This is a genomic window from Peribacillus sp. FSL M8-0224 (assembly GCF_038003055.1).
Lineage (GTDB): Bacteria > Bacillota > Bacilli > Bacillales > DSM-1321 > Peribacillus > Peribacillus frigoritolerans.
Genome location: NZ_JBBOOJ010000001.1, coordinates 3,434,262 through 3,460,661, shown reverse-complemented (window position 1 = coordinate 3,460,661; position 26,400 = coordinate 3,434,262). Strand labels below are relative to the sequence as shown.

The following is a 26,400-nucleotide window of genomic DNA, read 5'->3' as shown; positions in this document are numbered from 1 at the left end:
GATAACAAATTATGGGAATGAGTGTATACTTAGGTTTAATAAAATTTCAGGTGAAAATATTCTGGAAAATGAGTTATTTTAGATGTGATAAATGCAATACTTCAAAAATGACAATTATTTCATTTGTATTACCGCTTTCTTTTTTGTAAAATTACTTTGGTATTTGAAAAGTATTCATTCATTGTAAGTTTTATGAAAATTTCCTTGAAAATACATAAATATAGGCAATATATATGATATAATGCAATAGGTCATTTTTAACATATCAGGAGGATGAAATGGAAGAAACTATTAGTATTAATGATATTCTTAAAACATTAAAGAAACGTTGGAAGCTAATCATGCTACTGACATTGATTGCAGCTTTGATTAGTGGCACGATTTCTTATTTCTTATTAACACCCGTTTACGAATCTTCAACACAGATTCTCGTTAATCAGAAAAAATCAGAGAACCAATTGGACTCTAATCAAATACAATCCAATATCGACATGATCAATACATACGGTGTAATCATAAAAAGCCCTGCCATTTTGGAGAAGGTCATTGATGAGCTGGATTTAAAACTAAGTGTAGAACAACTTAGTGGGAAAATCACGATTAACAGCCAAGAAAACTCGCAGGTATTTTCTTTAACGGTTCAAGATAGTAATCCGACACAGGCAGTTGAGATTGCTAACACGGTTTCTTCAACTTTCCAAAAGGAAATCAAGGATATTATGAATGTCGACAATGTTAGCATACTTGCGAAGGCAGAAATAAAGGAAAATCCTACTCCTGTAAAACCTAATCCATTAATGAATATCGCCATTGCGGTGGTCGTCGGATTAATGGCTGGAGTCGGCTTGGCATTTCTCCTGGAGTATATGGATAATACGATTAGAGACGAGAAGGATATTGAGACACTCCTTGACTTACCATTACTTGGATCCATTCAAAAAATATCGCAACATAAATAAAGAACCATTCAGTGACATTAAGAAAGGAAGTGGGATTTTTGAGAAGTAAAGATGAAAAACAAGTGAATTTAATTGCGCAGACTAATCCTAAATCGCCTATTACAGAACAATACCGATTAATTAGGACAAACATACAATTCTCTTCCGTTGATAAGGAAATCAAAACCATTGTGGTTACTTCATCGGAGCCAAATGATGGGAAATCAACGACAGCTGCCAACCTAGCGATTGTGCTTGCTCAAGAAGAGAAAAATGTATTACTTGTGGATGCGGACTTAAGGAAACCATCGGTTCATTATGCTTTTAACCTTAGTAATATACATGGACTTACTAGCGTATTGACAAAGAAAATGGGCTTAAGAAAAACTATCTTGAATTCAAATGTTTCGAATTTAGACATTTTAACAAGTGGGCCGATACCACCTAATCCTTCAGAGTTATTAAATTCAAAAGCGATAGAAACAGCCATTGATGAACTAAAAGAAATCTATGATTATATCATTTTTGATACACCGCCCGTTCTGGTAGTACCAGATTCCCAGATTGTAGCTAATAAATGTGATGGCGTGATCATGGTAGTGGCAAGCGGCAAGACAAACAAACAAAGTGCAGTAAAAGCAAAGGAGCTTTTACTGAAAGCTAACACATCCTTGCTTGGAGTCGTTTTGAATGGCGTTGAAACGGATAACAGCAATTATTATTACTATAAATCTTAAAGAAAATAAAACGAAATTCGACAAAATAACACCCTGTTTAATGACAGTTTTATATGCTACTATTAACCAGGGTATTAATTCCTATATGATTTCTTAGTGAAAAAGTCTGGTATTCCAATTTGTTAAAAGGAAGTGTGTGAAATTTGATTGACATACATTGTCACATTCTACCAGGAGTTGATGATGGATCCGCTGACATGAAGGAAAGCATGAACATGGCAAGGAAAGCGGTAGAAGCAGGAATCAGCCATTTATATGCCACTCCTCACCACTTAAATGAGAAATATGTAAATGTTAAGAATGATATCATTAACCGTGCAGTGAGATTAAATGAGAGTTTACAACAAGCCAATATTCCTCTTATTATTCATCCCGGTCAAGAAGTAAGAATACACCGAGACATATTTATTTCGCTTGAAAAGGAAGAAATCCTAACGCTAGATGATAACGGTAGGTATTTGCTACTAGAGCTTCCGTCGGGAAGTGTCCCTACATACACCCAAGAAGTGATTTATGAGCTACTGCTAAAAGGAATAACGCCGATTATTGTACACCCGGAAAGAAATAAAGAATTGATAGAGAATCATAAACTATTATTTGAATTGGTCGAAGAAGGTGCTTTAACTCAACTTACCTCTGGTAGTATTATCGGTCTCTTTGGTAAAAATGTTAAATCATTTTCAAAAAAAATAGTGGAACATAATCTAGCTCATATTATTTCAACAGATGCCCATAATATAGGTTCGAGAGGCTTCACGTTACAACAAGCCTATGAAACTATAACAAAAGAATATGGAATAGAACGTACATTTTATTTCAAAGAAAACGCTGAACAGCTATCAAAGGGACAAAGTCCTATTGTTGAAAAACCAGTGCCGTTCAAAAGGAAAATTTTAGGTGTATTTTAGAATATATATTAAAAGATTAGGAAACGCTTTCATCATTATAATAAAATTTTTGACCAGGTAAAACTATATATCGTTTTTTTTTTTTGAATAAAAGAGCTAGAAAGGGCTGATATCTAATGAAAAAAGTACGTAAAGCGATAATCCCAGCAGCAGGGTTAGGAACAAGATTCTTACCAGCTACAAAAGCCATGCCAAAGGAAATGCTTCCTATAGTAGATAAACCGACGATTCAATATATTATTGAAGAGGCTGTAGCATCCGGAATCGAGGATATTATTATTGTTACCGGAAAAGGTAAGCGGGCAATTGAAGATCATTTCGATAATGCATTTGAACTGGAAAATAATTTAATGGAAAAAAACAAATTCGAATTACTAGAAAAGGTTCAAGCTCCTTCTAAAGTGGACATTCATTACATAAGACAAAAGGAACCAAAAGGTTTAGGCCACGCAGTTTGGTGTGCAAGAAAATTTATTGGAAATGAACCATTTGCCGTTTTATTAGGTGATGATATCGTCCAATCGGAAACACCCTGCTTAAAACAATTAATGAATGAATATGATAAAACCTTATCTTCTGTCATTGGCATACAAACAGTACCTAAAGAAGAAACTCATCGTTATGGAATTGTCGATCCAAGTAACCAAAACGGTCGACGCTATGAAGTAAATAACTTTGTAGAAAAACCAGCAAAAGGAACAGCTCCATCCAATTTGGCCATCATGGGGCGATATATCTTTACGCCTGAAATATTTATGTTCTTGGAAAAACAAGAACTAGGGGCAGGCGGAGAAATTCAACTGACAGATGCCATTGAAAAATTAAACGAAATTCAACGAGTATTTGCTTATGATTTTGAAGGAAAACGTTTTGACGTTGGAGAGAAATTAGGATTCATCCAAACGACGATTGAGTTTGCTTTGAAAGATATAACCCTTAAAGATAATATTTTAGAGTTTATAGAGAACCTACTAGAAAAACAGAAGATGTAAGAAAAAATAAGAGTATAGGAGGAGCCAATTTGAAAGCTGTAGCAGTTGAGCAGAGAGTGGTATCATCATCTGACCACTTATTAACGGCTGAACAAGTAAATGCTAATTTGAGCTACTTAAGAATGAAAAGATCAATAGATATTATTGGATCACTTATAGGACTTATGATTTTATCACCCATTATTTTGCTTATAGCTATCTTAATCAAAATCGAAGACCCGAAAGGACCTATTTTTTTTAAACAAGTTCGAGTAGGAAAAGATGAAACAGAATTTCAAATGTATAAATTTAGATCAATGGTCTCCGACGCAGAAGAGCGGTTAAAAGACTTACTTGCATTGAATGAAGTATCTGGGGCTATGTTTAAAATGAAGGAAGATCCAAGGATTACGAAAATAGGGAAGTTTATTCGGAAAACGAGTATTGATGAACTACCCCAACTTTGGAATGTGCTAAAAGGAGACATGAGTTTAGTTGGGCCGCGGCCACCATTGCCTCGTGAAGTGGTAGAATATTCTTCTTATGATAGACAGAGGTTACTAGTAATACCAGGATGTACAGGGCTATGGCAGGTCAGTGGAAGAAGCAATTTGAACTTTGACCAAATGGTAATGTTGGATCTTAAGTATATAGAAGATAGAACATTTTGGTTTGATTTTAAAATTATTATTAAAACAGTGATAATGATAATAGGTTCAAAGGATGCCTATTAATAGAAAGGAAATGACAGATGAATAAAAATTCGAAAATTTATGTCGCGGGACACCGCGGTTTAGTAGGTTCAGCTATATTAAGAAACCTTCAAAAAGAGGGTTATGAAAATTTAGTATTGAGAACATCCAAAGAACTAGATCTTCGTGAAAAAAATCAGGTGGATAAATTTTTTGCGGAAGAAAGACCAGAATACATTTTCTTAGCTGCGGCTAAGGTTGGCGGAATTGTTGCTAACAATGAATTTCCGGCGGATTTCATTCGCGATAATTTATTAATTCAAACCAATGTAATCGACGCTTCTTATCGTTATGGAGCTACGAAACTTTTATTTTTAGGAAGCACCTGTATTTATCCCAAAATGGCACCACAGCCATTAAAAGAAGAATATTTATTAACAGGTGAATTAGAACCAACTAATGAGCCATATGCAATTGCAAAAATTGCAGGAATTAAAATGTGCCAATCATATAATCGCCAATACGGTACCAAATATATTTCAGTAATGCCAACAAATTTATATGGTCCAGAAGATAATTTTGATTTACAAACTTCCCATGTTCTCCCTGCGCTTATTCGTAAGTTTCATGAAGCGAAGGAAAGTAATCTACCCTTTGTGGAAGTTTGGGGTACAGGAACTCCGCTTCGAGAATTTTTATATTCGGAAGACTTGGCTGATGCTTGTGTGTATTTAATGAATAATTACTCTAGCAATGAAATGGTCAATATAGGAGTAGGTCATGATCTTTCTATTAAAGAGTTAGCCGAGAAAATTAAAGCAGTTGTTGGATATACCGGTGAAATTAAATTTGATAAAACGAAACCAGATGGCACACCTAGAAAGTTAGTGGATGTTACAAAACTTAATTCACTAGGATGGAAAGCAACAACTTCTATGGATGAAGGCTTAGCAAAAGCCTATCAATGGTTTTTAGAAAATTGATTAATAAAAACTAACATAATTTTGGAGGGCACAAGGACAATGAAAATAGCATTAATAACCGGTGTAACAGGACAAGATGGATCATACTTAGCAGAGTTTTTATTGGAAAAGGGTTATGAAGTACATGGTATTATTCGTCGTAGTTCTTCCTATAATCAAGAGAGATTAGAGGATATTTTTACTATTGACGAAGCAGAAGCACTACGAAATAATGAAAATTTCCATTTACACTATGGAGATATTACTGATACATCTAATGTAATCCGTTTAATTAGTGAAATCCAACCTGATGAGATTTACAATCTAGCAGCACAATCCCATGTTCGGGTATCTTTTGATATGCCTGGATATACTTTAGATGTAGATGGAAAAGGTACACTTAATATTCTAGAAGCAGTACGGATCTTGGGTTTAACAGAGAAAACTCGTATATATCAAGCATCAACCTCTGAACTATTTGGAAAAGTGCAAGAAGTTCCACAAAAAGAAACGACACCATTTTATCCACGCTCTCCATATGGTGTAGCAAAAATTTATGGTTTCTGGATTACTAAGAATTACCGTGAGTCTTACAACATGTTTGCTGTAAACGGGATCTTATTTAATCATGAATCAGAACGTCGTGGTGAAACTTTTGTAACCCGAAAAATTACATTAGCTGCTGCTCGTATAGCTCAAGGCAAACAAGAAAAGCTAACTTTAGGTAATTTAGATTCATTACGTGATTGGGGTTACGCAAAAGACTATGTTGAGTGTATGTGGCTGATTCTTCAACACGAAAAACCAGAAGACTTTGTAATTGCAACTGGAGAAATGCATACTGTACGTGAATTTGTAGAATTAGCATTTAAACATACTGATATTGAAATTGAATGGAACGGTACAGGTGTAGAAGAGAAAGGTATTAATAAAGCAACAGGAGAAGTAATTGTTGAAATTGATCCTAAATTCTTCCGGCCTGCAGAAGTAGAACAATTATTGGGAGATCCAACAAAAGCAAAAACATTATTAGGATGGAACCCAACAAATACATCATTTGAAGAATTAGTTGAAATAATGGTAACGCATGATATGGAAAAGGTTTCAAAAGAATTAACCGCTGCAAAGAAGATGTTTGATTAATTATAAAGAATTTAATTGGAGTTAAGAAAATTTTAACTTCAATTTCTTAAGAGATATTTAAAATATACCTTAAGAAATTGAAGTTAATTTATACAATTAAGTAAATGGTATAAAGACACAAAATGGGGAGGGTCTTTTGATCAATATAAAATCTCTTTTAGAATATATATTAATTACAGAAATAATATTCCTATCGGGATCATTATATTTTAGTAATAATACCTTAATGGTAATGTTATTATCATCTCTCGGAGTATACTTAATTTTCAATAAAGTGTATATAAAAAGAGATAATACTCTTATTCTAATCTTGTTATTATTATTAATAACAAGTCAATATTTATTTACATATATAAATGGTGTGAGTATAAAGAATATAGCTATTATCATTATAAATTTAATAACGTTGTACTTTATTCAAAATAATATGGAGAGAAGTATATTTTTCAATAAATATATTAATTTAATGGTTATTATTTCGTTTGTTAGTTTAATATGTTTTATTTTGATAAACTTTTTTAATATCGGAGAATTACCTTTAAGTAAAAGTATAATTTCTGGGGTGACGGAATATAAAATAACACCTTATTATAATATGGGGATTACTCAATATTATTGGTTAGATGGTTATGAAGCACAACATGAAAATGGATTTAAAAGGAATAGTGGTATATTTTGGGAACCTGGTGCTTTTCAGGCGTTTATTAATATAGCTTTATTGATGTTGGCTAATAAATATATAGAAAAGTTTAAGGGAGGAAAGGTCAATTCTTTTGTAAAAAAGGATAGATATAAAGTTATCATATTAATACTGGCACTTCTAACAACTCAATCTACAACTGGCTACATGTTAGGAGGGTTAATATTTATATGTACTTTATTAGGTGCAAAGAAAAATATTAATAGTAAATATCTTATGAGAACAATACTTTTTATTTTCTTCTTTTTTATTATAGTAATTTTAAGCCCAATTAAAGAAGTAATTATTGATAAACTAATAAATCAGACAGGATCATATGATACAAGATTTAATGATAATCTTGCTTCTTTTAAAATATTCCTTGATAGGCCTTTATGGGGATATGGTTATTCTTCAGTAACCTACCATTTAAAAGAAATAGAAAATAATTTATTTGATAACTCATCAGGTTTGGGATTATTATTTGGAATGATGGGAGGGATAATGGCATTATCCTATTTATTTTTAATGGGAAAAGGGTTGAGTATTTTATTTAAAGTGAAAGGGTTTTTATTACTAATAATTTTTATTATTTTCTTTATAATTCATTCTACAGAGTGGTTGATTTTTAAACCATTATTCCTAATGTTTTTATTTAGATTTAAAGAGGATAAGGTGAAAATAGGGTAGTATAGAAAAAAGAGGGGCCAATTATGAGAATTTTATTTATATGTACTGGTAAACATAATGACCTAGGAAACTGGTCTGGAACCGTTTCAAGTTTATATCAAACAATAAGAAAAATTTCTCCTTCTGTTGAAGTAGTTGAGGATTTTAAACCGCTAAAGATAATTAAATTAATTTATTTACTATTAAATAAATTAAGCAGTAAGAGGTATTTAATTGATAGAAATAGATTTGTGTTAAAAGTCTATTCTTCAAAGATAAAAAGAACTATAAAACAAAAAAAATATGATGTCATTTTTTCAACGTCATCTCTGCCTGTTACTTATTTGAAAACTGATATACCAATAGTTTTTTATACAGATGCAACTTTCAAAAACATGGTAAATTATTATGAGGAGTTTACAAATTTAAGTTCATATACATTGCGTGAAGGGGATTATCTGGAAAAATTATCTTTAAACAATAGTGCTCTAGCAATTTATTCTTCTGAATGGGCTAAAAATTCAGCCATAAATGATTATGGATGTAGTAAGGAGAATGTGAAAGTTCTTAATTTTGGGTTGAATATCCAAAACAAATTGAATAGTGATGATATACATGAAAATTTAAAAAGTAAAATTAATGATAAAGAAATAAAACTGTTCTTTATGGGGGTAGATTTTAAAAGAAAAGGTGGGTACCTTGCATTAGATATAGTTAAATATATAAATAGCAAAGGATATAAAGCTAAATTATATATAGCTGGTTCAGAACCGTTAATTGATGATGAGTATAAGAAATATACAGAAGTTATAGGATTTTTAAATAAAGCTATAAAAGAAGATCAAATAATAATTGATAAAATGTATAAACAGTCACATTTCTTTTTATTACCCACAAAAAGTGAAGCCTATGGCATTGTTTTTGCAGAAGCAAGTTCTTATGGATTACCAAGTATTACTACTAATACAGGCGGAGTTCCTAGTGTAGTAAAGAATACCAAGAATGGGTATTGTTTAGATGTTAGTGCAAGTCCGAAGGAATTCGGGGATATAATAATAAGTAATTTTATTAATAAAAAAGAATATTTAAAGTTAAGTATGAACACTTATAAAGAATATCAGGATAAATTGAATTGGGATTATGTGGAATCAAAAATAAATAATTATATAGAAAGTTTGATTTAATTGGCAAAAAGCATTCTTAAAATTACTGTATTTATTACTTTTATGACATTTTTAAGTAAAATTATTGGGTTAATTCGAGATATGAAAATAGCATCAGTTTACGGAGCTTCTGAAATAACAGATGCTTATAATATTGCATTAACTGTTCCTAATATATTATATATGGTTTGTGCATCTGCTATAATGATTACTTTTATCCCTAATTTTTATGAGGTTGAGGAGGAAGAGGGGAAAAAGGGTGCTTTTAGATTTGCAAATAAAATTATAACTATACTCTTACTAATAAGTATAGTTTTTTATTTAATTAGCATGTTGAACGCCAAGGCATTAGTAGAAATTATTGCCCCTAATTTATCGAAAGAGTCTTTCGAGTTAACGATCAAACTTACTAGAATTACTTTGATAAATCTAATATTTACTGTAATTGCAAGTGTATTTTCTAGCATATTAAGATGTAACAATAAATATTTAGGAATATCATTAATGCCTATTTTTATGAATGTACCAATTATAATCTTTTTATTTTTAAATTTATGGTCTAATGACATTGTACTTACGACAATAGTGACCACAATTGGTTCAATGCTTCAGTTTATTATACTGATACCAGAATTAAAGGGATTAAAATTCAAATTTAGAATTCAATTCAAAGGTTATAATGACAGAGTTATAGATATATTTATGAAAGTATTACCTATTTTGTTTGGACTTGCAGTGTCTCAAATTAGTTTAATCGTAGATAAAAATATAGGCTCTAGTTTCACTCAAGGAACAATAACATCTTTAGAAATGTCAAATAAAATTACTTCTGTTATATATGGGGTATTAACTTCCACTGTAGTTACAGTGTTTTTGCCGGTTATGGCAAAGCAATTTCTTAATGAAGATAAGAATGAGTGGTTAGAGACGATAAAAAATATAATAATATATATGTTTATTTTTACAATTCCAATAACCATAGGTGCATATATATTAAATAAAGAAATAATCTCTTTAATGTATGAAAGAGGAGCTTTTACACAACAAAATACAAACTTAGTATCTGCTGCGTTTGTTGGTTATTTGCTTCAGGTACCTTTTTTATGTATAAGAGATATTATTGGTCAAGCCTTTTATTCTTCGAAAAATACGATTATTCCTACAATAAACGGACTAGTCACGGTAATTATTAATATTGTACTAACTGTTATATTATCAAAAATTTATGGAGTATTTGGGATTACATTAGCAACTAGTATATCTATTATATTAAGCTCAATATTATTTTTAATAACTCTTAAGAAAGTATATCCAATACTTAATATAAAAGATCTGATTATAAAATCTTTAAAGATAACTTTAAGTTCCATAATAATGGGCGTAGGAGTTTATATCTTGTATAATCAACTATTCTTTATTACAAGTAATTTAATTATTTTAGTTATTTGTACTTTTATTGGTATCTTAATTTACTTTTTAACGTGTAAACTATTGAGGGTAAATGAAATAAATAATGTATATAAATTAATGAAAGATAGAGTACAAAAGAAATAATAATACTATGTGAAAACATAGTTATTAGTTGGGGTGAAGATTTTGTTTTCAATACTAAAGGATGATTTTCGTACTAACAATGTTAAATTCACACTTTTATCTTTTGTCAAAAGCTATTTAAGTAATTATGCATTTAAGGCAGTGGTTCTATACAGAGTATCACATTTTTTGCATAATAAAGGATATTCCATATTTGCTACATTATTACGAAATAGATGTATAAAAGTAACTGGTTGTGAAATTTCTCCGAAGGCAAAAATCGGATCTGGATTAAAATTAAGTCATTCAGTTGGAATTGTAATTTCAGGTGAAGCAATTATTGGTGAAAACAATATAATAGGACAAAATGTCACAATAGGTGGAAATTATGGAAGACACCCCGTTATAGGAAGTAATTGTTATATTGGTGTAGGGGCGATAATTATAGGTGGTATAACTATAGATAATAATGTTAGGGTGGGGGCCAATGCTGTTGTTATAAAAGATATTCCTAGTAATAGTACTGCTGTAGGAGTCCCAGCAAAAAATATAGAGCATATTACATAAAAGGAAGAGATAATTATGGAGAAAATATCAGTAGTTATACCTATATATAATGGAATAAATGAGACTCTAAAGTGCTTACAATCTCTTAATAGAGTAAATTATAAGAATCTGGATATTATTATTATAGATGATGGTTCCACTGATGATAGTAAAGAGATAATTTCAAAAAAATTCCCTCACGTTACTATACTCAACGGGGATGGTAATTTATGGTGGTCTGGAGGTGTAAATAAAGGGATAAAATATGCACTAGAAAATGATAGTCAATTTGTCGTTCTATTAAATAATGATAATATAGTAAATGAAAATTTTCTGGATGAATTATTAAAGGTCAATAAAAATAATGATAATTCTATAGTTGCCTCATTGGTATATTCATCAAATACAGGAAAAATTATCCACGCTGGGGGATACTTCGATATAAAACAAGGGTTGAAATTATATAACGATGATATGAAATTAAAAAGTAACCTAAATCCTGAAATTGAATGGTGTGGCGGAATGGGAGTATTAATTCCGAGGTCAGTATTCTTAAAGATTGGGCTATTTGATAATATTAATTTTCCTCAATATTATGGGGATGCAGATTTTATGTATAGAGCTAGGAAAGAAAATATTAAAATATTACTAAGTTCAAAAAGTATAGTCTGGAATAATGAAGATACAACTGGATTAAGTCCAGATGCAAACTCTTTTAAAGAATTAATAAATGTTCTAACAAGTGTTAAATCTAATAATAACTTTAGGAAAAATTGGAAGTTTTATTTTAGACATTTTGGCTTAAGGAAATCAGCAATAGTTATTATAACTAGATATGGATATATAATAGGAGGGTTTATAAAAAGAAATGTAAAGAGGAGCTTATAGATATGGTTAAAGTTGGTGTTTGTGTATGTACTTATAAAAGACCTCAATTGTTAATCCAGTTATTAAAAACTTTAAATACCCAAGTTAATATTGACGATATAGATGTGAGCTTTATTATTGTTAATAATGATGTAGAGAGTAATATATCTAATCATTTAAATACCCTTAAAATGAATAATATCTACTGTTATCTGGAATCAAGTCAGGGGATTTCTAATGCTAGAAATCAATGTATAAGAAGATGTAAAGAAATGCAATTAGACTACTTGATTTTTATAGATGATGATGAATGGGTAGGTAATGATTGGCTATATAATATGATGCGAGCAGCAAAAATATTTGAAGCTGATGTTGTAAAAGGTCCAGTAAAAACAGTATATAATAATAGCACACCTAAGTGGATTATAGAATCTGGTTTCTATGAAGAAACAAGCTATGAAACAGGTGCGATTTTAGAACATTGTGCATCTGGTAATACCTTAGTTAAACTAGGTGTGATATTGGAAAATGACCATTATTTTGATCAATACTATGGATTGACTGGCGGAGAAGATACAAAGTTTTTTAAGGGAATACATGATTGTGGCGGGAAAATTATTTATTGTAGAGAAGCTATAGCATATGAGCATTTGCATATTCAAAGAGAAACTATGAAATATATGTTGAAAAGGCTTTATGCAAATTCTATATCATATATAAAAATTGAAAAAGAATTTTCAATCAATAAAAAAGATATTTTTATAAGAATATCAAAAGCGATACTTCATATAATAATGGGATTGGCTTCCCTCCCTATTCAGTTATTTAAAGGGAAGAAAGGTATTTTTCAATCCTTGAGTAAATTAGTAAAGGGAATAGGACAAATAAGTGGTTTAATAAATATAAAAATTAATTTATATTAATTTATTTTAGCTAAGTAAATTAATAATATAAGTTAAATTATGATGAGAGGGTATTAAGATTCTTATGAAAATATCTTTTTTTACAAATATGAGAACACCATATCGTACTCAACAAATAGATACAATTGCAGCAAATACGGAATGTGAAATTGATATATATTATGTAGCTCAAAAAACATCAACCCGTAATTGGAAATTAGATCGTACGAGATTTTGTAGCGAAAGTGATATTAATACTGCTTCTTTTTTTAATAAAATACAAACTATATTTAAAATCGTAAAAAATAGTGATGTTATTCTCCTCGGTGGACATGAATATATAGACTATGTGATTGCAAGTATTTTTTCAATTCTATTAAGAAAGAAACAAGTGTTATTATGTGATGGTATTTCGGCAGAAAGATTAAGAAAGGAAAAGTTAAGTTTTCTTAAAAAAGTAGTAAAGAGATTATTATTAAAAAACACTAGGGCTATTTTTGGTAATGGTAATGTTACCAAACAATATTTTGTTGAAAACTGGAGCTATCCATCAAAAAATATTTTTAATCAATATTTGACTGTAGATACTAAGGAAATAAAAAAACTTAGTAAAGAATCTCATATAATTAAAAAGGCTTTGAGGGAAAAATATAATATTCTTCCAAATAAAAATGTAATAGTGTATTGTGGTAGATTAGTTGAATTAAAAAATATAAAAATTATTATTGAAGCATTAGCGGAGTATGAAAATAAAGATGGTATGGTTTTCTTTATTATCGGCGGTGGAAAAGAACAAGAAATGTATCAAGAATATGCTCAAGAAAAAGGTGTTCAGATAGTATTTACTGGATTTCTTCCTGATCCAAAAGATGTTTATAAACAGTATTTTATAGGAGATTGTTTTATATTACCGTCGTATTCAGAATCTTGGGGCTTAGTGATTAACGAGGCAGCAGCAGCAGGATTACCTATTCTATGTTCAACACATGTCGGTGCATCTTTAGATTTTGTTATTGAAGGTGAGAATGGATATTTATTTTCACCATATGATAGAAGAGAGATTAAAGAAGTAATTCATAAACTTTTTTATATGAATGACATAAAAAAAATGGGCGAAATATCTCAGAGGATATCAGAACATTGGACATTTGAAGATTCCTCAAAAAGTTTTAATAAACTCATCAAAAGTATAGAATAGAAGTAGGTGGCCAATATAAAAGTAATGGTAGTTCACAATCAATATAAAATAGCTGGTGGAGAAGATAAGGTAGTCGAGGAAGAAATAAAATTATTGAAGAGTCAAGGCGTAAATGTCTCGACTTTTTTTGTGAGTAATGATGATATAAGCATGGAAGGTCTTTCTAATAAGATAAAGTTTGGAATAAATACAGTTTGGTCAAAAGAACATTATCATATTTTGAAAAAAAAGCTTAAAGAAGAAAAGCCTGATATTGTCCATTTTCATAATACTTTTCCACGTATATCGCCCGCAGCATATTATGCATGCCAAGAGTTAAATATACCCGTTGTACAAACTCTTCATAATTATCGATTAGCATGTCCGAGTGCTTTACTAATGAGGGAAGACACTGTTTGTGAAAAATGTTTAAATGGAAGCTTGCTAAATTCAATAAAATATGGGTGTTACAGAGAATCCCGAGTTCAAACTATACCACTAACGACAATGTTATATACACATCGTATATTAAATACATGGAATAAAAAAGTAGACAAGATCATCGCGTTGACGGGGTTTGCTAAATGTAAAATTGTTGAAACTGGAATTGATGAAGATAGAATAGTCGTCAAGCCCAATTTTATTGAGAAAAACAATCAATTTTTTTGCAGTAAAAAAGACTATGTTGTTTTTGTTGGTAGATTATCAAAGGAAAAAGGAGTACATCTTTTGCTAGAGGCTTGGAAAAAAAATATTAATAAAGTTAATACTGAGCTATTAATTATTGGTGATGGACCTGAAAATGAACAATTAGTAAAGGAATATGGGATGGTTCAAAGTGTAAAATTCTTAGGGAGGCTAAATAGTGCTGCAGTATTAGAGCTAGTGTCTAAAGCAAAATATTTGGTAGTTCCATCTCTGTGGTACGAGGGCTTCCCGATGACAATTATTGAGGCTTTTTCTGTTCAAACACCAGTAATTGGGTCAAACATAGGCTCATTACAAGAAATTATTTTAGATGGAGTGACAGGTTTTCATTTTGAAAATAATAATATAGATGATTTAAGTAATGTATTAATAAAAGCACTTAATTATCCGGGGTATAATAACCTAGTTAAAAATGTATGTGATAACTTTGAAGAAAAATATACAGCAGAGAAAAACTATAAGATGCTCATGCAAATATATAATGAAGTGTTAAAGGAGAAAAGAAATGAATAATAATTTCTTCGCATATATCCTAAATTCTAAAGTTACAGCTTTGCGTTTTGAAGAAATTGTGAAAAAGATCGAAAACTGGGTAGATATGGATGATAAACAAAAATATGTATGTGTTTGCAATACACATTCCTTAGTAACGGCTGCTGAAGATGAAAAATTTAATCAAGTATTAGATAATGCAGAAATTTGTACACCAGATGGAATGCCACTTGTTTGGGCATTAAAAGCTGTTGGTTATAAGGAACAAGATAGAGTGGATGGTCCCAATTTAATGTTAAAGCTTTGTGAACAAGCTGAAATAAAAGGTTATAAAGTTTATTTTTATGGTGGTACAGAAGAAGTGTTAGATAGATTAAACAAACATTTGTTGCATCTATATCCAAATCTTCAAGTTGTTGGTACTTACTCCCCTCCGTTTAGGTCTTTATCAGATGAAGAGAAAAAAGAAATTAATAATCGGATCAATGCTTCAAGTGCAGATTTAGTATTTACAAGTTTAGGCTGTCCTAAACAAGAATTATGGATGTATGAAAATAGCAAGGCAATTAACAGTATTTTACTAGGAGTAGGTGCAGCATTTAATTTTATAATTGGTGATATTAAACGTCCACCTGCAATATTTCAAAAGATAGGATTAGAATGGCTATTTCGTTTAATATGTGAACCTAAACGTTTATGGAAAAGGTATTTATATAATAACACCAGATATATTTATTACTATGCTAAGACATTTAATAAAAATAAAGTTAAAACACTAAACGTGACTAATCACGTAAAGAATTCAGATGTAAAATAATTTTATAATGAATTAAGGAGATTCTATGAAAAAAGTTATTGCTACTGCTCTATTTAAGGTGAATGATTTATATAAAGGAGTAAATGTTACAAGTTCATCAAAAAATAATATGGATATATATTTAAGAAATAGTTTTGTTTCCTTATACTCGGCAAAAATTAATAATCCTGATGCAGATGCAGTATTAATTATTAATTATGATATTGATGAACAAGAAAAAAAAATATTTTATCAGAATGGAATACAAATAAAAAAGCTTAACGAATATATTTTTAAGTTTCCAGATACTTTTAAATGGACACCTGCTTTTTTTAAGTTAGATGCCCTTAATTATTTGTGTGACAATTATGACTTAATCTGTGTATTAGATACAGATACAATATTTGTTGATAAATGCGATTATATGTGGAAAGAAGCAGAAGATGCTCTATTGGTTTTTGATGTTGATTATTCATTAGAATCACCCAAAAGGCTTCTAACAAATAAGATAGCTAAACAATATTTTAATATAAAAACAAATATCAACCACTGGGGTGGAGAAATATTGGTTGGTACATCTAAAAGAATAAGTAATATTATTAATGAATGTACGAAAGTATATGAGAAAATTATTCCATACATTAATGATATAGATGAAAGTTTTGGACAAGAGGCACTATTATCAATCGCTATTGAGAATTCTAATATTAAGGTCGAAAGGGCAAATAAATACTGTATGAGATATTGGACTAGAAGGTATTATCTTGTGGATACTAACTTTAATAATATTCCTGTATGGCATTTGCCTGCAGAAAAAGATTGTGGACTTTTAGATATATATACTAAAATTATCAAAGATAACAAACTTCCTAACAAGTCTTATCTTGGGAGAAAATTATTTCTAAGAAAAAAAATGGGGTATTATAGTAAATTTAGGTATTATTCAAAACTGCTTTTTCTAAAAATAAGAAATAGAAAGAGTATTAATTTTTCCAAAAAAACAGGATGGATAGATAAGTAATTATCAACTATATAATTTAAATATAAGAAAGAAGTGATGTCTTTATGCGTTTAGTGCTACTATCCGGAGGTTCAGGGAAGCGATTATGGCCTCTATCTAATGACACCCGTTCCAAGCAATTTCTAAAAGTTCTTGAAGGAAAGGATAATGAAAAGCAATCAATGGTTCAACGTGTTTGGGGACAATTAGAAGCCGTTAATCTTGCCGAGTCATCGGTGATTGCTACTTCTAAAATGCAACGAGATATGATTCATAGTCAGGTTGGAATGGATGTCCCTCTCATTATTGAACCAGAAAGACGAGATACCTTCCCAGCAATTGCTTTAGCTACTTCCTATTTATACTCTGTGGATAATATACCATTAGACGAGGTTATTGCCGTTCTCCCTGTTGATCCATATGTAGACGATGCTTTTTTCCATAAAGTAAAAGAGATAGAACAAACTTTGCTAGATACTAATGCAGACTTAGCTTTAATTGGTGTTAAACCTACTTATCCGTCTTCAAAGTATGGTTATATTGTTCCTGAGGAGGAAGTTGAAGATCATACGTACTTTCGAGTCGGCAATTTTACCGAAAAGCCAAGTGAAGAAAAAGCCCAAACATTAATGGATCAAAAAGCCCTATGGAATTGCGGTGTATTTGCCTTTAGGTTGGGCTATCTTATTGAAATACTTCAGAAACTAGAATTACCGACTCAGTTTGAGGAACTATATTCTATCTACCATACTTTACCAAAAATCAGTTTTGACTACCAGGTTGTGGAAAAATCTAGGTATATTGTGGCCCTTCCGTATGAAGGCTATTGGAAAGACCTCGGTACATGGAATACTCTAACCGAAGAAATGATAACCACGCAAATTGGTAAAGGGATTATCTCAGAAGATTCAACCAATACACACTTGATTAATGAATTAGATATTCCAGTTACTGTTATAGGTACAAAAGATATTGTGGTCGCAGCCAGCCCTGATGGAATCTTGGTATCCGATAAAACTTCTAGTCCAAAAATAAAGGAATGGATTAACGGATTTAATCATCCGCCAATGTATGAAGAACGCATATGGGGTTGGTCAAGGACTTTGGACTATGCTAACTATGAAAATGGTCAGGAAATGGTAACCAAACGTATTTGTATTCATGCTGAAAAGAATTCAAGCTATCACTATCATAATCTTCGTGATGAAGTGTGGACTATTGTTAGAGGTGAAGGAGACCTTGCCCTTGATGATCATATTACTCGAGTAAAAGCTGGTGATATCATCCATCTTCCAGCAGGGAAAAAGCATGGCATCAGGGCCCTATCCGAATTAGAGTTTATTGAAGTACAAACAGGTATTGGGATTAGCGACGAAGACTTCTGTCGATTATATTATAAATGGGAAGATGTTTTGGTTCACTTTCAACAATCAAAGGCTAAAGTGATTTTATGATAAAGAGATAAATTGGGGGTCGAGAGATATTTTTGCTCTCACCCTTGAACTTTCTTATTGAAATGGTGTGAATGAAACGAAAAAGATAGCTTATTATATTTCTGATTATGGTTTTGGACATGCTTCTAGGAGTGTAGCCATTATTCGCAAGCTCTTATTACAAGACAAAGATATCCAAATTATTATTTGTCATTCCTTTGCAATGGACTTTTTACAATCATCATTACGATTGATACAGGATAATCGAGTTGAATTTCGTCATGTAGAAACAGATATTGGCTTCTTTTTGATAGAGAATTCGATTGAACCTGATTCGTCTAAGCTCAATATGGAGTTTGATGAATTCATGATGAGTTGGTCCTCTAAGGTAAAAGAAGAAACTATATTTCTGTATAAAGAAAATATTAATTTAGTTATATCAGACATATCCCCTCTAGCCTTCGAAGCAGCTAATCGTTTATGCATACCTTCTCTTGGAATATCCAACTTTACATGGTACACCGCATATAAAGGATTAATCGGGCATGGTAAGTTACGCAAGTATAAAGAGGCATATGAGAAAATGACTTATTTCTTTTCTTTAGTAGGGGGACAAGAGGAAAAGTGGGGAAACTCTTGTGCACGTCAGTTTAATTTCTTCTCGAGAACCATTGATAGGGATGAAGTTAATAGAATCATAAAAAGGTTGGACCCTCATAGAGATAAATTTATCATTTTCTTCGGACTAGGTATGAAAATAAATGGGGTAGACCTTAAAAATCATCCAATATGGAATAATTCTAACTGTGTATTCATTATTTCATCTAATATGGATATCGAAAAAGAAAATGTGTATAAAATTCCATTAGATTATACGGATTCACAAAACTTTATCGCAGCTGCAGATCTCGCAATAACAAAAGCTGGCTGGGGAACAGTTAGTGAAGCAGTTGTTGAAAACACTTCTCTTTTACTCATAAATCGCCCTAACATGACAGAAGACCAACATACAATTCGTTATTTAAAAGAACGAAACCTTTGTCAAACCATGGATTGGGAACATTTTAAGAGTTTTACCATTACCAATGGATACATGGAAGAAGTAAGAAGACAAAAATATTCAAAGCCCAATTTTCAGTTTGAAAATGAAGTAGAAAAGATTGCTAGAAAAATAATTAAGATTTTAGAAGAGGCGATATATCGATGAATGAACCAATTTTCCTTAGTCCTTCATTTCATGAACGGATATGGGGAGGGACAAGGCTAAAGAATGTATACCACTATGATATACCTTCAGAACAAACAGGAGAATGTTGGGCTATTTCCGGTCACAAACATGGTGAAAGTATTGTTGTATCAGGTGAGTACTTTGGAAAGACGTTGAGTGAATTATGGGACAATTCTCCTGATTTGTTCGGTTTCTACAAAAGTGATCGATTTCCATTGCTTACAAAAATTTTAGATGCTAATTATGATTTATCCGTTCAAGTTCATCCGGATGATTCATTTGCACAGAACTTTGAACATGGTGAGTGGGGAAAAACAGAGTGCTGGTATATAATTGATTGCGAAGAAGATGCGGAGATTATATTTGGTCATAATGCACAAACGAAATCAGAGCTTATTGCCATGATACAAAATAATCAATGGGATGTACTACTTCAGCGTGTAAAAATTAAGCCTGGTGATTTTTTTTATGTACCAAGTGGAACAGTTCATGCCTTAGGAAAAGGGACTCTAGTGTTAGAAACCCAACAAAGCTCTGATACGACTTATCGAGTGTACGACTATGATCGTCCAAGTTCAAGTGGCGACAAAAGAGAGCTTCATTTAGAAAAAGCCGTTGCTGTGATGACTGTCCCTCACGTGGCAAAAAAGGTAGAGCCAAAAGTTTGGGAAATGGATGAAGCAACGATTACTACCTTTGTGGAAGATCGTTATTTTACCGTTTACAAATGGGAGGTACATAGCCGTTTAGAACTTGTTCAAGACCAACATTTTATGATCGTGAGTGTCCTAGAAGGTGAAGGAACACTCGAAGTGAATCGACATGTTTATCCTATAGAAAAGGGACAACATTTTATTTTACCTTACCGAATAGAGAACTTTGTGTTAAATGGAAACATGAGTCTAATTGTTTCACATCCATAAAATAAAAGATGATTTAATTTATCAGTGAAAAAGATAATTACCTGATTTTAGTAGTGGGTGTTGCAGGGGAGTATAAGAGTTTATAATAGGGGCCTATCACTCGACCCCTTTTTTCAATTATTAATAAAGTGAAGAATGAAAAGGTGGGAGAATAATGAAAGTTTCAGTTGCAGGTACAGGTTATGTGGGTCTTGTTACTGCCGTTTGTTTAGCTGAAAATGGCAATACCGTAACATGTGTTGATATAAATGAAGAAAAAGTAAAACTATTAAATAGTGGTGTATCTCCAATTTATGAACCACAACTGGAAGAATTAATGTGGAAAAATAGGGATAGGATTAGGTATGTAAATGATTATCAAGAAGCATATAGCCATGCTGATGTGATTATTATTGCTGTGGGAACACCAGAAAGAAAAGATGGCTCTGCTAATCTTCAATATATAAATGAAGTGGCACAACAGATTGCAAAAACTATTATAAGAGATTGCGTGGTAGTAATTAAATCAACTGTGCCAGTCGGAACGAATGATAAAATTGAGAAATTAATAAAAGAAAATCTTAAGTATGAAGTTGAAATAGATGTAGTTTCTAATCCAGAATTTTTAGCACAAGGTTCTGCTATTAGAGATACTTTAGAGGCAACAAGAATAGTTATTGGTGTGGAATCAGAGAACGCAGAGAAAGTAATGAAAGAAGTTTATAAAAATTTCAATATTCCTTATGTCGTTACTGATCGAAAGAGTGCAGAAATGATAAAATATGCTGCAAATGATTTCTTAGCTTTAAAGCTTTCTTATATTAATGAAATTGCAAATTTATGTGAGATTGTTGGAGCAAATATAGAAGACGTATCGAAGGGCATGGGGATGGATTCGAGAATTGGTGATAAGTTTTTAAATGCAGGAATAGGTTATGGTGGTTCTTGTTTCCCAAAAGATACGAAAGCATTACATTGGCTTGCCAATTATAATGATTATGAACTAAAAACAATTAAAGCAACAATTGAAGTTAATGAAAATCAAAAAATAAAATTGATAAAGAAAGCTAGAAAATATTTTGATAGTTTTAATGGGCTTACTGTAGCAATTCTCGGACTTACTTTTAAACCGGGAACAGATGATTTAAGAGAAGCACCTTCTCTAACTAATATTCCTATTCTACTTGAAGATGGAGCAAAAATTAATGCTTGGGATCCTGTGGGAATAGAAAACTTTAAAAAAGTCTACCCAAATGAAGTATCATATAGTTCTTCGATAGAAGAAGCAATAACAAATGCAGATATATGTTTCATTTTTACAGAGTGGTCGGAAATAAAAGATTTTGAAATTGAAAAGTACTCTAAATTAATGAAAAAGCCATTGATTATTGACGGAAGAAATTGTTATCGTGTTAAAGATGCAGAAAATGCAGGGTTAATTTATGAGTCAATTGGAAGGAAAACAACAGAAAAAGAGTTATTGAAAATATAATTTGCTTAAAGGCATTAAATTTTTAGGGGTTGTAATATTAAAAATAGAAAAACCAATTTCTATTTCAACTAAGGATTCAGGGGGAAAAAATCTGAGTCTTTTTTCCTTTTGTGCACACCTCCTATAAATCCTGACTGAAGTACTTGAATAAACTGTATTAAGCGATTAACTAGTCAATATTAGAGATATAGAAAGAGGAAAAAATATGAATCAACCAATCTTCTTAACTCCAACCTTCCATGAGCGAATTTGGGGTGGAGAAAATTTAAGAAAACTATATCATTATGATATTCCGTCCGAACGTACTGGGGAATGCTGGGCAATTTCAGCGCATCCAAATGGACAAAGTGTTTTTCAGTCAGGCAGATTTAAAGGTAATAGTTTAAGTCAGATCTGGAGTGAGTACCCTGAGCTATTCGGTCATTACGAAAGTGATAATTTCCCATTGTTAACGAAAATTCTAGATGCGAATGATGATTTGTCTGTACAGGTGCATCCTAATGATTTGTATGCTAGACAATTGAAAATGGTGAGTTAGGGAAAACAGAGTGCTGGTATATAATTGATTGTGCAGAAGATGCTGAGATTATTTTCGGTCATCATGCACAAACAAACGAAGAATTTATGTACCAGATTGAAAATAATCAATGGGATGAATTGCTGCAACGAAATAAAATTAAGCCTGGTGACTTTTTTTATGTTCCAAGTGGCACGATCCATGCGTTATGCAAAGGTACCATTGTGCTAGAAACGCAGCAAAGCTCCGATACAACCTATCGCGTCTATGATTATAACAGAATAGATAAAAATGGTATAAAACGTGATCTCCATTTAGGAAGGGCCATTGATGTAACCACTGTTCCTCATCAAGGGGGTAAATTTGAACCTGAAATAACAGAACTTGAAGGGGCTCTTGTAACAAAGTTTGTTGAAGATAAATACTTTACCGTCTACAAATGGGATGTACACAGACGTTTAGAATTAAAGCAAGACCATCACTTTATGCTTGTAAGTGTCATTGGTGGAGATTCTGAATTAAAGGTTGGGGAAGAGATATATTCACTGACTAAAGGAATGCATTTTATCTTACCATACCAAGCAGGCGAATTTATTATTGAAGGACAAGCAAATTTTATTGTTTCACATCCATAAGATATTCAGGAGGATTAATAACACCATGACATGGAAAAAAACAGCCGAGAAATGGCTAAACTTTGAAAACTTAGAGGGCCATTTAAAGGAAGAATTACATTCGGTTCAACATAATGAAAAGCTAATGGAGGAAATGTTTTATCGAAATGTAGAGTTTGGTACAGGTGGTATGCGTGGTGAATTAGGGCCGGGTACAAACCGAATGAATATCTACACGATTAGGAAAGCTGCTGCTGGTTTAGCGGGGTATCTTGCTGAACAAGGAATCAAAGTCATGAATCGTGGTGTTGTAATTGCTTATGATTCTCGTCATAAGTCAGCTGAATTTGCTCTTGAAGTGGCGAAAACGGTTGGTAATCAGGGCATTACGGTGTACTTATTTGATGAACTGAAACCAACACCAATCCTTTCATATGCTGTTCGGCATCTACATGCTTACGCAGGTGTAGTTATTACAGCAAGCCACAATCCGCCGGAATATAACGGCATCAAGTTATATGGAGAAGATGGCGGCCAAATTACTCCACAGGCTGCGGATTTAATTATTCAGTATATGGATCGTGTGGAAGATGAATTGTTAATTGAGGTGGCAAGCGAAGAAGAGCTACTTGCATCGGGAACTCTAACTTATATTAATGAGAAAATTGATAGCGCCTATACGGAAAGCCTAAAGACGATTCAGTTGAATAAAGAATTAGTTGAGAAAATAGGCCAAGATTTAAAGATTGTTTACACACCACTTCATGGTACAGGGAATAAGCCAGTACGAAATGGACTTCTGGAATTTGGTTTTGGAAATGTTGCTGTTGTGGGAGAACAGGAACTTCCTGACCCGAATTTCTCTACGGTAAAATCACCGAATCCAGAAGAACATGCAGCATTTGAATTGGCCATTCGTGATGGATTAAAAATGAATGCGGATGTTTTGCTAGGTACAGATCCAGATGCAGATCGCTTAGGGGTAGCTGTGAAAAATAATGTAGGCGAGTATACGGTTTTATCAGGTAACCAAATGGGCGCACTGATGCTGCATTATCTTTTATCCCAAAAGAAAGAAAAAGGAATCCTGCCAGAGAATGGAGTTGTCGTAAAAACGATTGTTACATCAGAAATAGGCCGGACAATTGCTGCCGACTTTGGTATTAAAACTTTAGATACATTAACCGGTTTTAAATATATTGGTGAAAAAATCAATGAGTTTGAACAAACGGGTGAGTATACCTTTCAGTTCGGTTATGAAGAGAGCTACGGCTACTTAATAGGTGACTTTGTTCGTGATAAAGATGCGGTTCAATCTGCGGTGTTCGCTGCAGAAGTAGCTGCATATTATAAAAATCAAGGGAAATCGTTATATGATGGCCTGCTTAATATTTTTGAAAAGTATGGATACTATCAAGAGGATCTTGAATCTATTACTCTTAAAGGTAAAGATGGAGCAGAACAGATATCGAATATTTTAGTTCAGTTCCGCAATAATACACCTAACGAGATTGCAGGAGTAAAGGTAGTGACAGTCGAAGATTATCAATTTAGCAAACGGATGGACCTTTTAACTGGAGAAGCGACAAACATTTCTCTCCCGAAATCTAATGTCCTGAAATTATACTTAGAAGATGGATCATGGTTCTGCTTGCGTCCATCAGGAACCGAACCAAAAGTTAAATTCTATTTCAGTGTTAGAGGTAATTCACTTGAAGAAAGTGAGAGACTCCTAATAAATCTAAGAACTTCAGTAATGTGTACCGTGAATCGTATTATGTCAGTGACCGAATAATTTAATGAAAAAAAATGGTCGTATTCTGTGAAATAGGATTTATAACAATTTATTTCTAAAAAATGCTACTTAAGTGAAAGCTTAGGTGGCTTATTTAGGTTTGAACGTTTATTAAATAATATGGTATATAAAAAATATTATTTAATATAGGAGAAGTACTGGTTTGGAACCTTACATTTTGTTCTTCAATTTAAAAGGTGGATGGATTCGAATATAATCGCACTAAAAACTAAGCAACTGCACGTAACTTTGACTTATTGGTTCAAATTCAACATTAATTATAAAAATTTCTTTTTAATTAATAAACCATATATAGTAGGAATGACATGATTTAAAATAAGTTAAAAGACAGGTTGTGAGACGATGTATTTAGGTGCGATAGAAGCAGGGGGAACAAAATTCGTTTGTGCGATTGGTAATGAACAAGGACAGATTATTGAGAGAGTTTCGATTCCGACAACAACACCTGAAGAGACAATAAAACAAGTTGTTAAATTTTTTCAGAATGGTTCGTTATCAGCTATCGGCATAGGTTCTTTCGGACCTATTGATTTAGATGTAAAAAGTCCTCAATATGGCCATATTACGATGACTCCTAAGATTTCATGGAGAAATTTTGATATTCTCGGCGAAGTGAAAAAGCATTTCCCCATCCCAATTGGATTTGATACGGATGTGAATGCTGCTGCTCTTGGAGAAAAAATCTGGGGAGCTGCGAGAGAAGTAGATAGCTGTATATATATAACAGTAGGAACTGGGATAGGTGTTGGTGCGTTTGTTGAAGGGAACTTACTCCATGGACTCATTCATCCTGAAATGGGGCATATTATTGTCCGGAGACATCCATCCGATCAATATGAAGGAAATTGTATATACCATAAAGATTGCTTAGAAGGTCTTGCTGCAGGTCCAGCGATTTCTGAAAGATGGGGAAAAGCGGGTGTGGAACTACAAGGTCAAGCACAAGTATGGGAAATGGAAGCGTATTATCTAGCGCAGGCTCTTGTGAATTATTTGCTTATTTTATCACCTGAAAGGATCATATTAGGAGGTGGAGTCATGCTGCAGGACAAGCTTATTCCTCTTATTCGAGAAAAGGTTAGCGAGATGTTGAATGGATATGTTCATCATTCGGCAATCTTATCAGCTATTAATGAATTTATCGTGCCACCCGGTTTAGGACAAAATTCAGGTATTAGTGGTGCTTTGGCACTTGCGATGAAAGCGAGAGATACAGAATTTTAGTTTTATAGAAGAGCTTGAATTGGATACTGAGATAGAAATGGTATGATTAAATGGTATGTTCGATTTCCCGGTGTGATTGCCGAGATTACTAAAATCATATTAGGTTCCATTAGTAATGATATTATTAATTATTCAGCTTTATAAATACCGACGATGTTATACGGAATGTGCATTTTAACACCCTCACTTTCTTGGCTAGGTGAAGTAAATTGAACTTTTATCAAAATTACCCTCATGCAGCAATAGAGCATGATATACTTAGGCCTATTAAATACCATATAAGGATGGAAT

Annotated in this window: 23 protein-coding genes and 1 pseudogene; all 24 read left to right on the top strand. The window is 32.2% G+C overall.

Annotated features, from left to right (window positions below; genetic code table 11):
- Positions 1 to 278: 278 nt before the first annotated feature.
- The 24 genes and pseudogenes from MKX49_RS16650 to MKX49_RS16535 all read left to right on the top strand — a co-directional run bounded on the left by MKX49_RS16650 (position 279) and on the right by MKX49_RS16535 (position 26,109).
- Entirely contained in the window at positions 279 to 959 is a 681-nt protein-coding gene (locus tag MKX49_RS16650) for a YveK family protein (RefSeq protein ID WP_340877089.1), read from the top strand.
- Between the two features lie 29 nt (positions 960 to 988).
- Complete coding sequence (locus MKX49_RS16645; RefSeq protein WP_340878562.1) at positions 989 to 1,675, top strand: CpsD/CapB family tyrosine-protein kinase; 687 nt, start codon at positions 989 to 991, stop codon at positions 1,673 to 1,675.
- 143 nt (positions 1,676 to 1,818) lie between these two features.
- Positions 1,819 to 2,583 carry a tyrosine-protein phosphatase gene (locus MKX49_RS16640; protein WP_340877088.1) on the top strand — a complete coding sequence of 255 codons (765 nt, stop codon included), beginning with the start codon at positions 1,819 to 1,821 and terminating at the stop codon, positions 2,581 to 2,583.
- A 116-nt stretch (positions 2,584 to 2,699) separates the two neighbouring features.
- Positions 2,700 to 3,575, top strand: a complete 876-nt coding sequence (gene galU, locus MKX49_RS16635; RefSeq protein WP_340877086.1) for a UTP--glucose-1-phosphate uridylyltransferase GalU — start codon at positions 2,700 to 2,702, stop codon at positions 3,573 to 3,575.
- 56 nt (positions 3,576 to 3,631) lie between these two features.
- Positions 3,632 to 4,288 (top strand): sugar transferase, encoded by a 657-nt coding sequence (locus MKX49_RS16630; RefSeq protein ID WP_340878561.1) that lies wholly within the window; start codon positions 3,632 to 3,634, stop codon positions 4,286 to 4,288.
- A 17-nt stretch (positions 4,289 to 4,305) separates the two neighbouring features.
- On the top strand, positions 4,306 to 5,229 hold the full coding sequence (gene fcl, locus MKX49_RS16625) for a GDP-L-fucose synthase (protein WP_340877085.1): 924 nt from the start codon (positions 4,306 to 4,308) through the stop codon (positions 5,227 to 5,229).
- A gap of 39 nt (positions 5,230 to 5,268) precedes the next feature.
- A complete protein-coding gene (gene gmd, locus MKX49_RS16620) occupies positions 5,269 to 6,351 on the top strand; it encodes a GDP-mannose 4,6-dehydratase (RefSeq protein WP_340877083.1) in 1,083 nt (360 codons plus the stop codon).
- A 136-nt stretch (positions 6,352 to 6,487) separates the two neighbouring features.
- A complete protein-coding gene (locus MKX49_RS16615) occupies positions 6,488 to 7,720 on the top strand; it encodes an O-antigen ligase family protein (RefSeq protein WP_340877082.1) in 1,233 nt (410 codons plus the stop codon).
- A 23-nt stretch (positions 7,721 to 7,743) separates the two neighbouring features.
- Positions 7,744 to 8,883 carry a glycosyltransferase family 4 protein gene (locus MKX49_RS16610; RefSeq protein ID WP_340877081.1) on the top strand — a complete coding sequence of 380 codons (1,140 nt, stop codon included), beginning with the start codon at positions 7,744 to 7,746 and terminating at the stop codon, positions 8,881 to 8,883.
- On the top strand, positions 8,884 to 10,416 hold the full coding sequence (gene murJ, locus MKX49_RS16605; RefSeq protein ID WP_340877080.1) for a murein biosynthesis integral membrane protein MurJ: 1,533 nt from the start codon (positions 8,884 to 8,886) through the stop codon (positions 10,414 to 10,416).
- 42 nt (positions 10,417 to 10,458) lie between these two features.
- The gene (locus MKX49_RS16600) at positions 10,459 to 10,962 is read left to right on the top strand and encodes a serine O-acetyltransferase (protein ID WP_340877079.1); all 504 of its coding nucleotides are present in this window, start codon (positions 10,459 to 10,461) and stop codon (positions 10,960 to 10,962) included.
- A gap of 15 nt (positions 10,963 to 10,977) precedes the next feature.
- Complete coding sequence (locus MKX49_RS16595; protein ID WP_340877078.1) at positions 10,978 to 11,829, top strand: glycosyltransferase family 2 protein; 852 nt, start codon at positions 10,978 to 10,980, stop codon at positions 11,827 to 11,829.
- A gap of 2 nt (positions 11,830 to 11,831) precedes the next feature.
- The gene (locus tag MKX49_RS16590) at positions 11,832 to 12,731 is read left to right on the top strand and encodes a glycosyltransferase family 2 protein (protein ID WP_340877076.1); all 900 of its coding nucleotides are present in this window, start codon (positions 11,832 to 11,834) and stop codon (positions 12,729 to 12,731) included.
- Between the two features lie 64 nt (positions 12,732 to 12,795).
- Positions 12,796 to 13,908: a glycosyltransferase family 4 protein gene (locus tag MKX49_RS16585; RefSeq protein ID WP_340877075.1), complete on the top strand. Its 1,113-nt coding sequence runs from the start codon at positions 12,796 to 12,798 to the stop codon at positions 13,906 to 13,908.
- A 24-nt stretch (positions 13,909 to 13,932) separates the two neighbouring features.
- Positions 13,933 to 15,108: a glycosyltransferase gene (locus MKX49_RS16580; protein WP_340877074.1), complete on the top strand. Its 1,176-nt coding sequence runs from the start codon at positions 13,933 to 13,935 to the stop codon at positions 15,106 to 15,108.
- Complete coding sequence (locus MKX49_RS16575) at positions 15,101 to 15,904, top strand: WecB/TagA/CpsF family glycosyltransferase (protein WP_340877073.1); 804 nt, start codon at positions 15,101 to 15,103, stop codon at positions 15,902 to 15,904. The genes MKX49_RS16580 and MKX49_RS16575 overlap by 8 nt, the downstream gene beginning before the upstream one ends.
- 25 nt (positions 15,905 to 15,929) lie before the next feature.
- Positions 15,930 to 16,904: a hypothetical protein gene (locus MKX49_RS16570; RefSeq protein ID WP_340877072.1), complete on the top strand. Its 975-nt coding sequence runs from the start codon at positions 15,930 to 15,932 to the stop codon at positions 16,902 to 16,904.
- A gap of 44 nt (positions 16,905 to 16,948) precedes the next feature.
- Positions 16,949 to 18,337, top strand: a complete 1,389-nt coding sequence (locus MKX49_RS16565; protein WP_340877071.1) for a sugar phosphate nucleotidyltransferase — start codon at positions 16,949 to 16,951, stop codon at positions 18,335 to 18,337.
- A gap of 67 nt (positions 18,338 to 18,404) precedes the next feature.
- Positions 18,405 to 19,523: a hypothetical protein gene (locus MKX49_RS16560; RefSeq protein ID WP_340877069.1), complete on the top strand. Its 1,119-nt coding sequence runs from the start codon at positions 18,405 to 18,407 to the stop codon at positions 19,521 to 19,523.
- Positions 19,520 to 20,467, top strand: coding sequence for a mannose-6-phosphate isomerase, class I (gene manA, locus MKX49_RS16555; RefSeq protein ID WP_340877068.1), 948 nt, complete (start codon positions 19,520 to 19,522; stop codon positions 20,465 to 20,467). Before MKX49_RS16560 ends, manA (MKX49_RS16555) begins: the two co-directional genes overlap by 4 nt.
- Positions 20,468 to 20,621: 154 nt before the next feature.
- The gene (locus MKX49_RS16550) at positions 20,622 to 21,938 is read left to right on the top strand and encodes a UDP-glucose dehydrogenase family protein (protein WP_340877067.1); all 1,317 of its coding nucleotides are present in this window, start codon (positions 20,622 to 20,624) and stop codon (positions 21,936 to 21,938) included.
- A 205-nt stretch (positions 21,939 to 22,143) separates the two neighbouring features.
- A pseudogene (manA, locus tag MKX49_RS16545) lies at positions 22,144 to 23,090 on the top strand (mannose-6-phosphate isomerase, class I).
- 25 nt (positions 23,091 to 23,115) lie between these two features.
- The gene (locus tag MKX49_RS16540; RefSeq protein WP_340877065.1) at positions 23,116 to 24,864 is read left to right on the top strand and encodes a phospho-sugar mutase; all 1,749 of its coding nucleotides are present in this window, start codon (positions 23,116 to 23,118) and stop codon (positions 24,862 to 24,864) included.
- 363 nt (positions 24,865 to 25,227) lie between these two features.
- Complete coding sequence (locus MKX49_RS16535) at positions 25,228 to 26,109, top strand: ROK family protein (RefSeq protein ID WP_340877064.1); 882 nt, start codon at positions 25,228 to 25,230, stop codon at positions 26,107 to 26,109.
- The last annotated feature ends 291 nt before the right edge of the window (positions 26,110 to 26,400 follow it).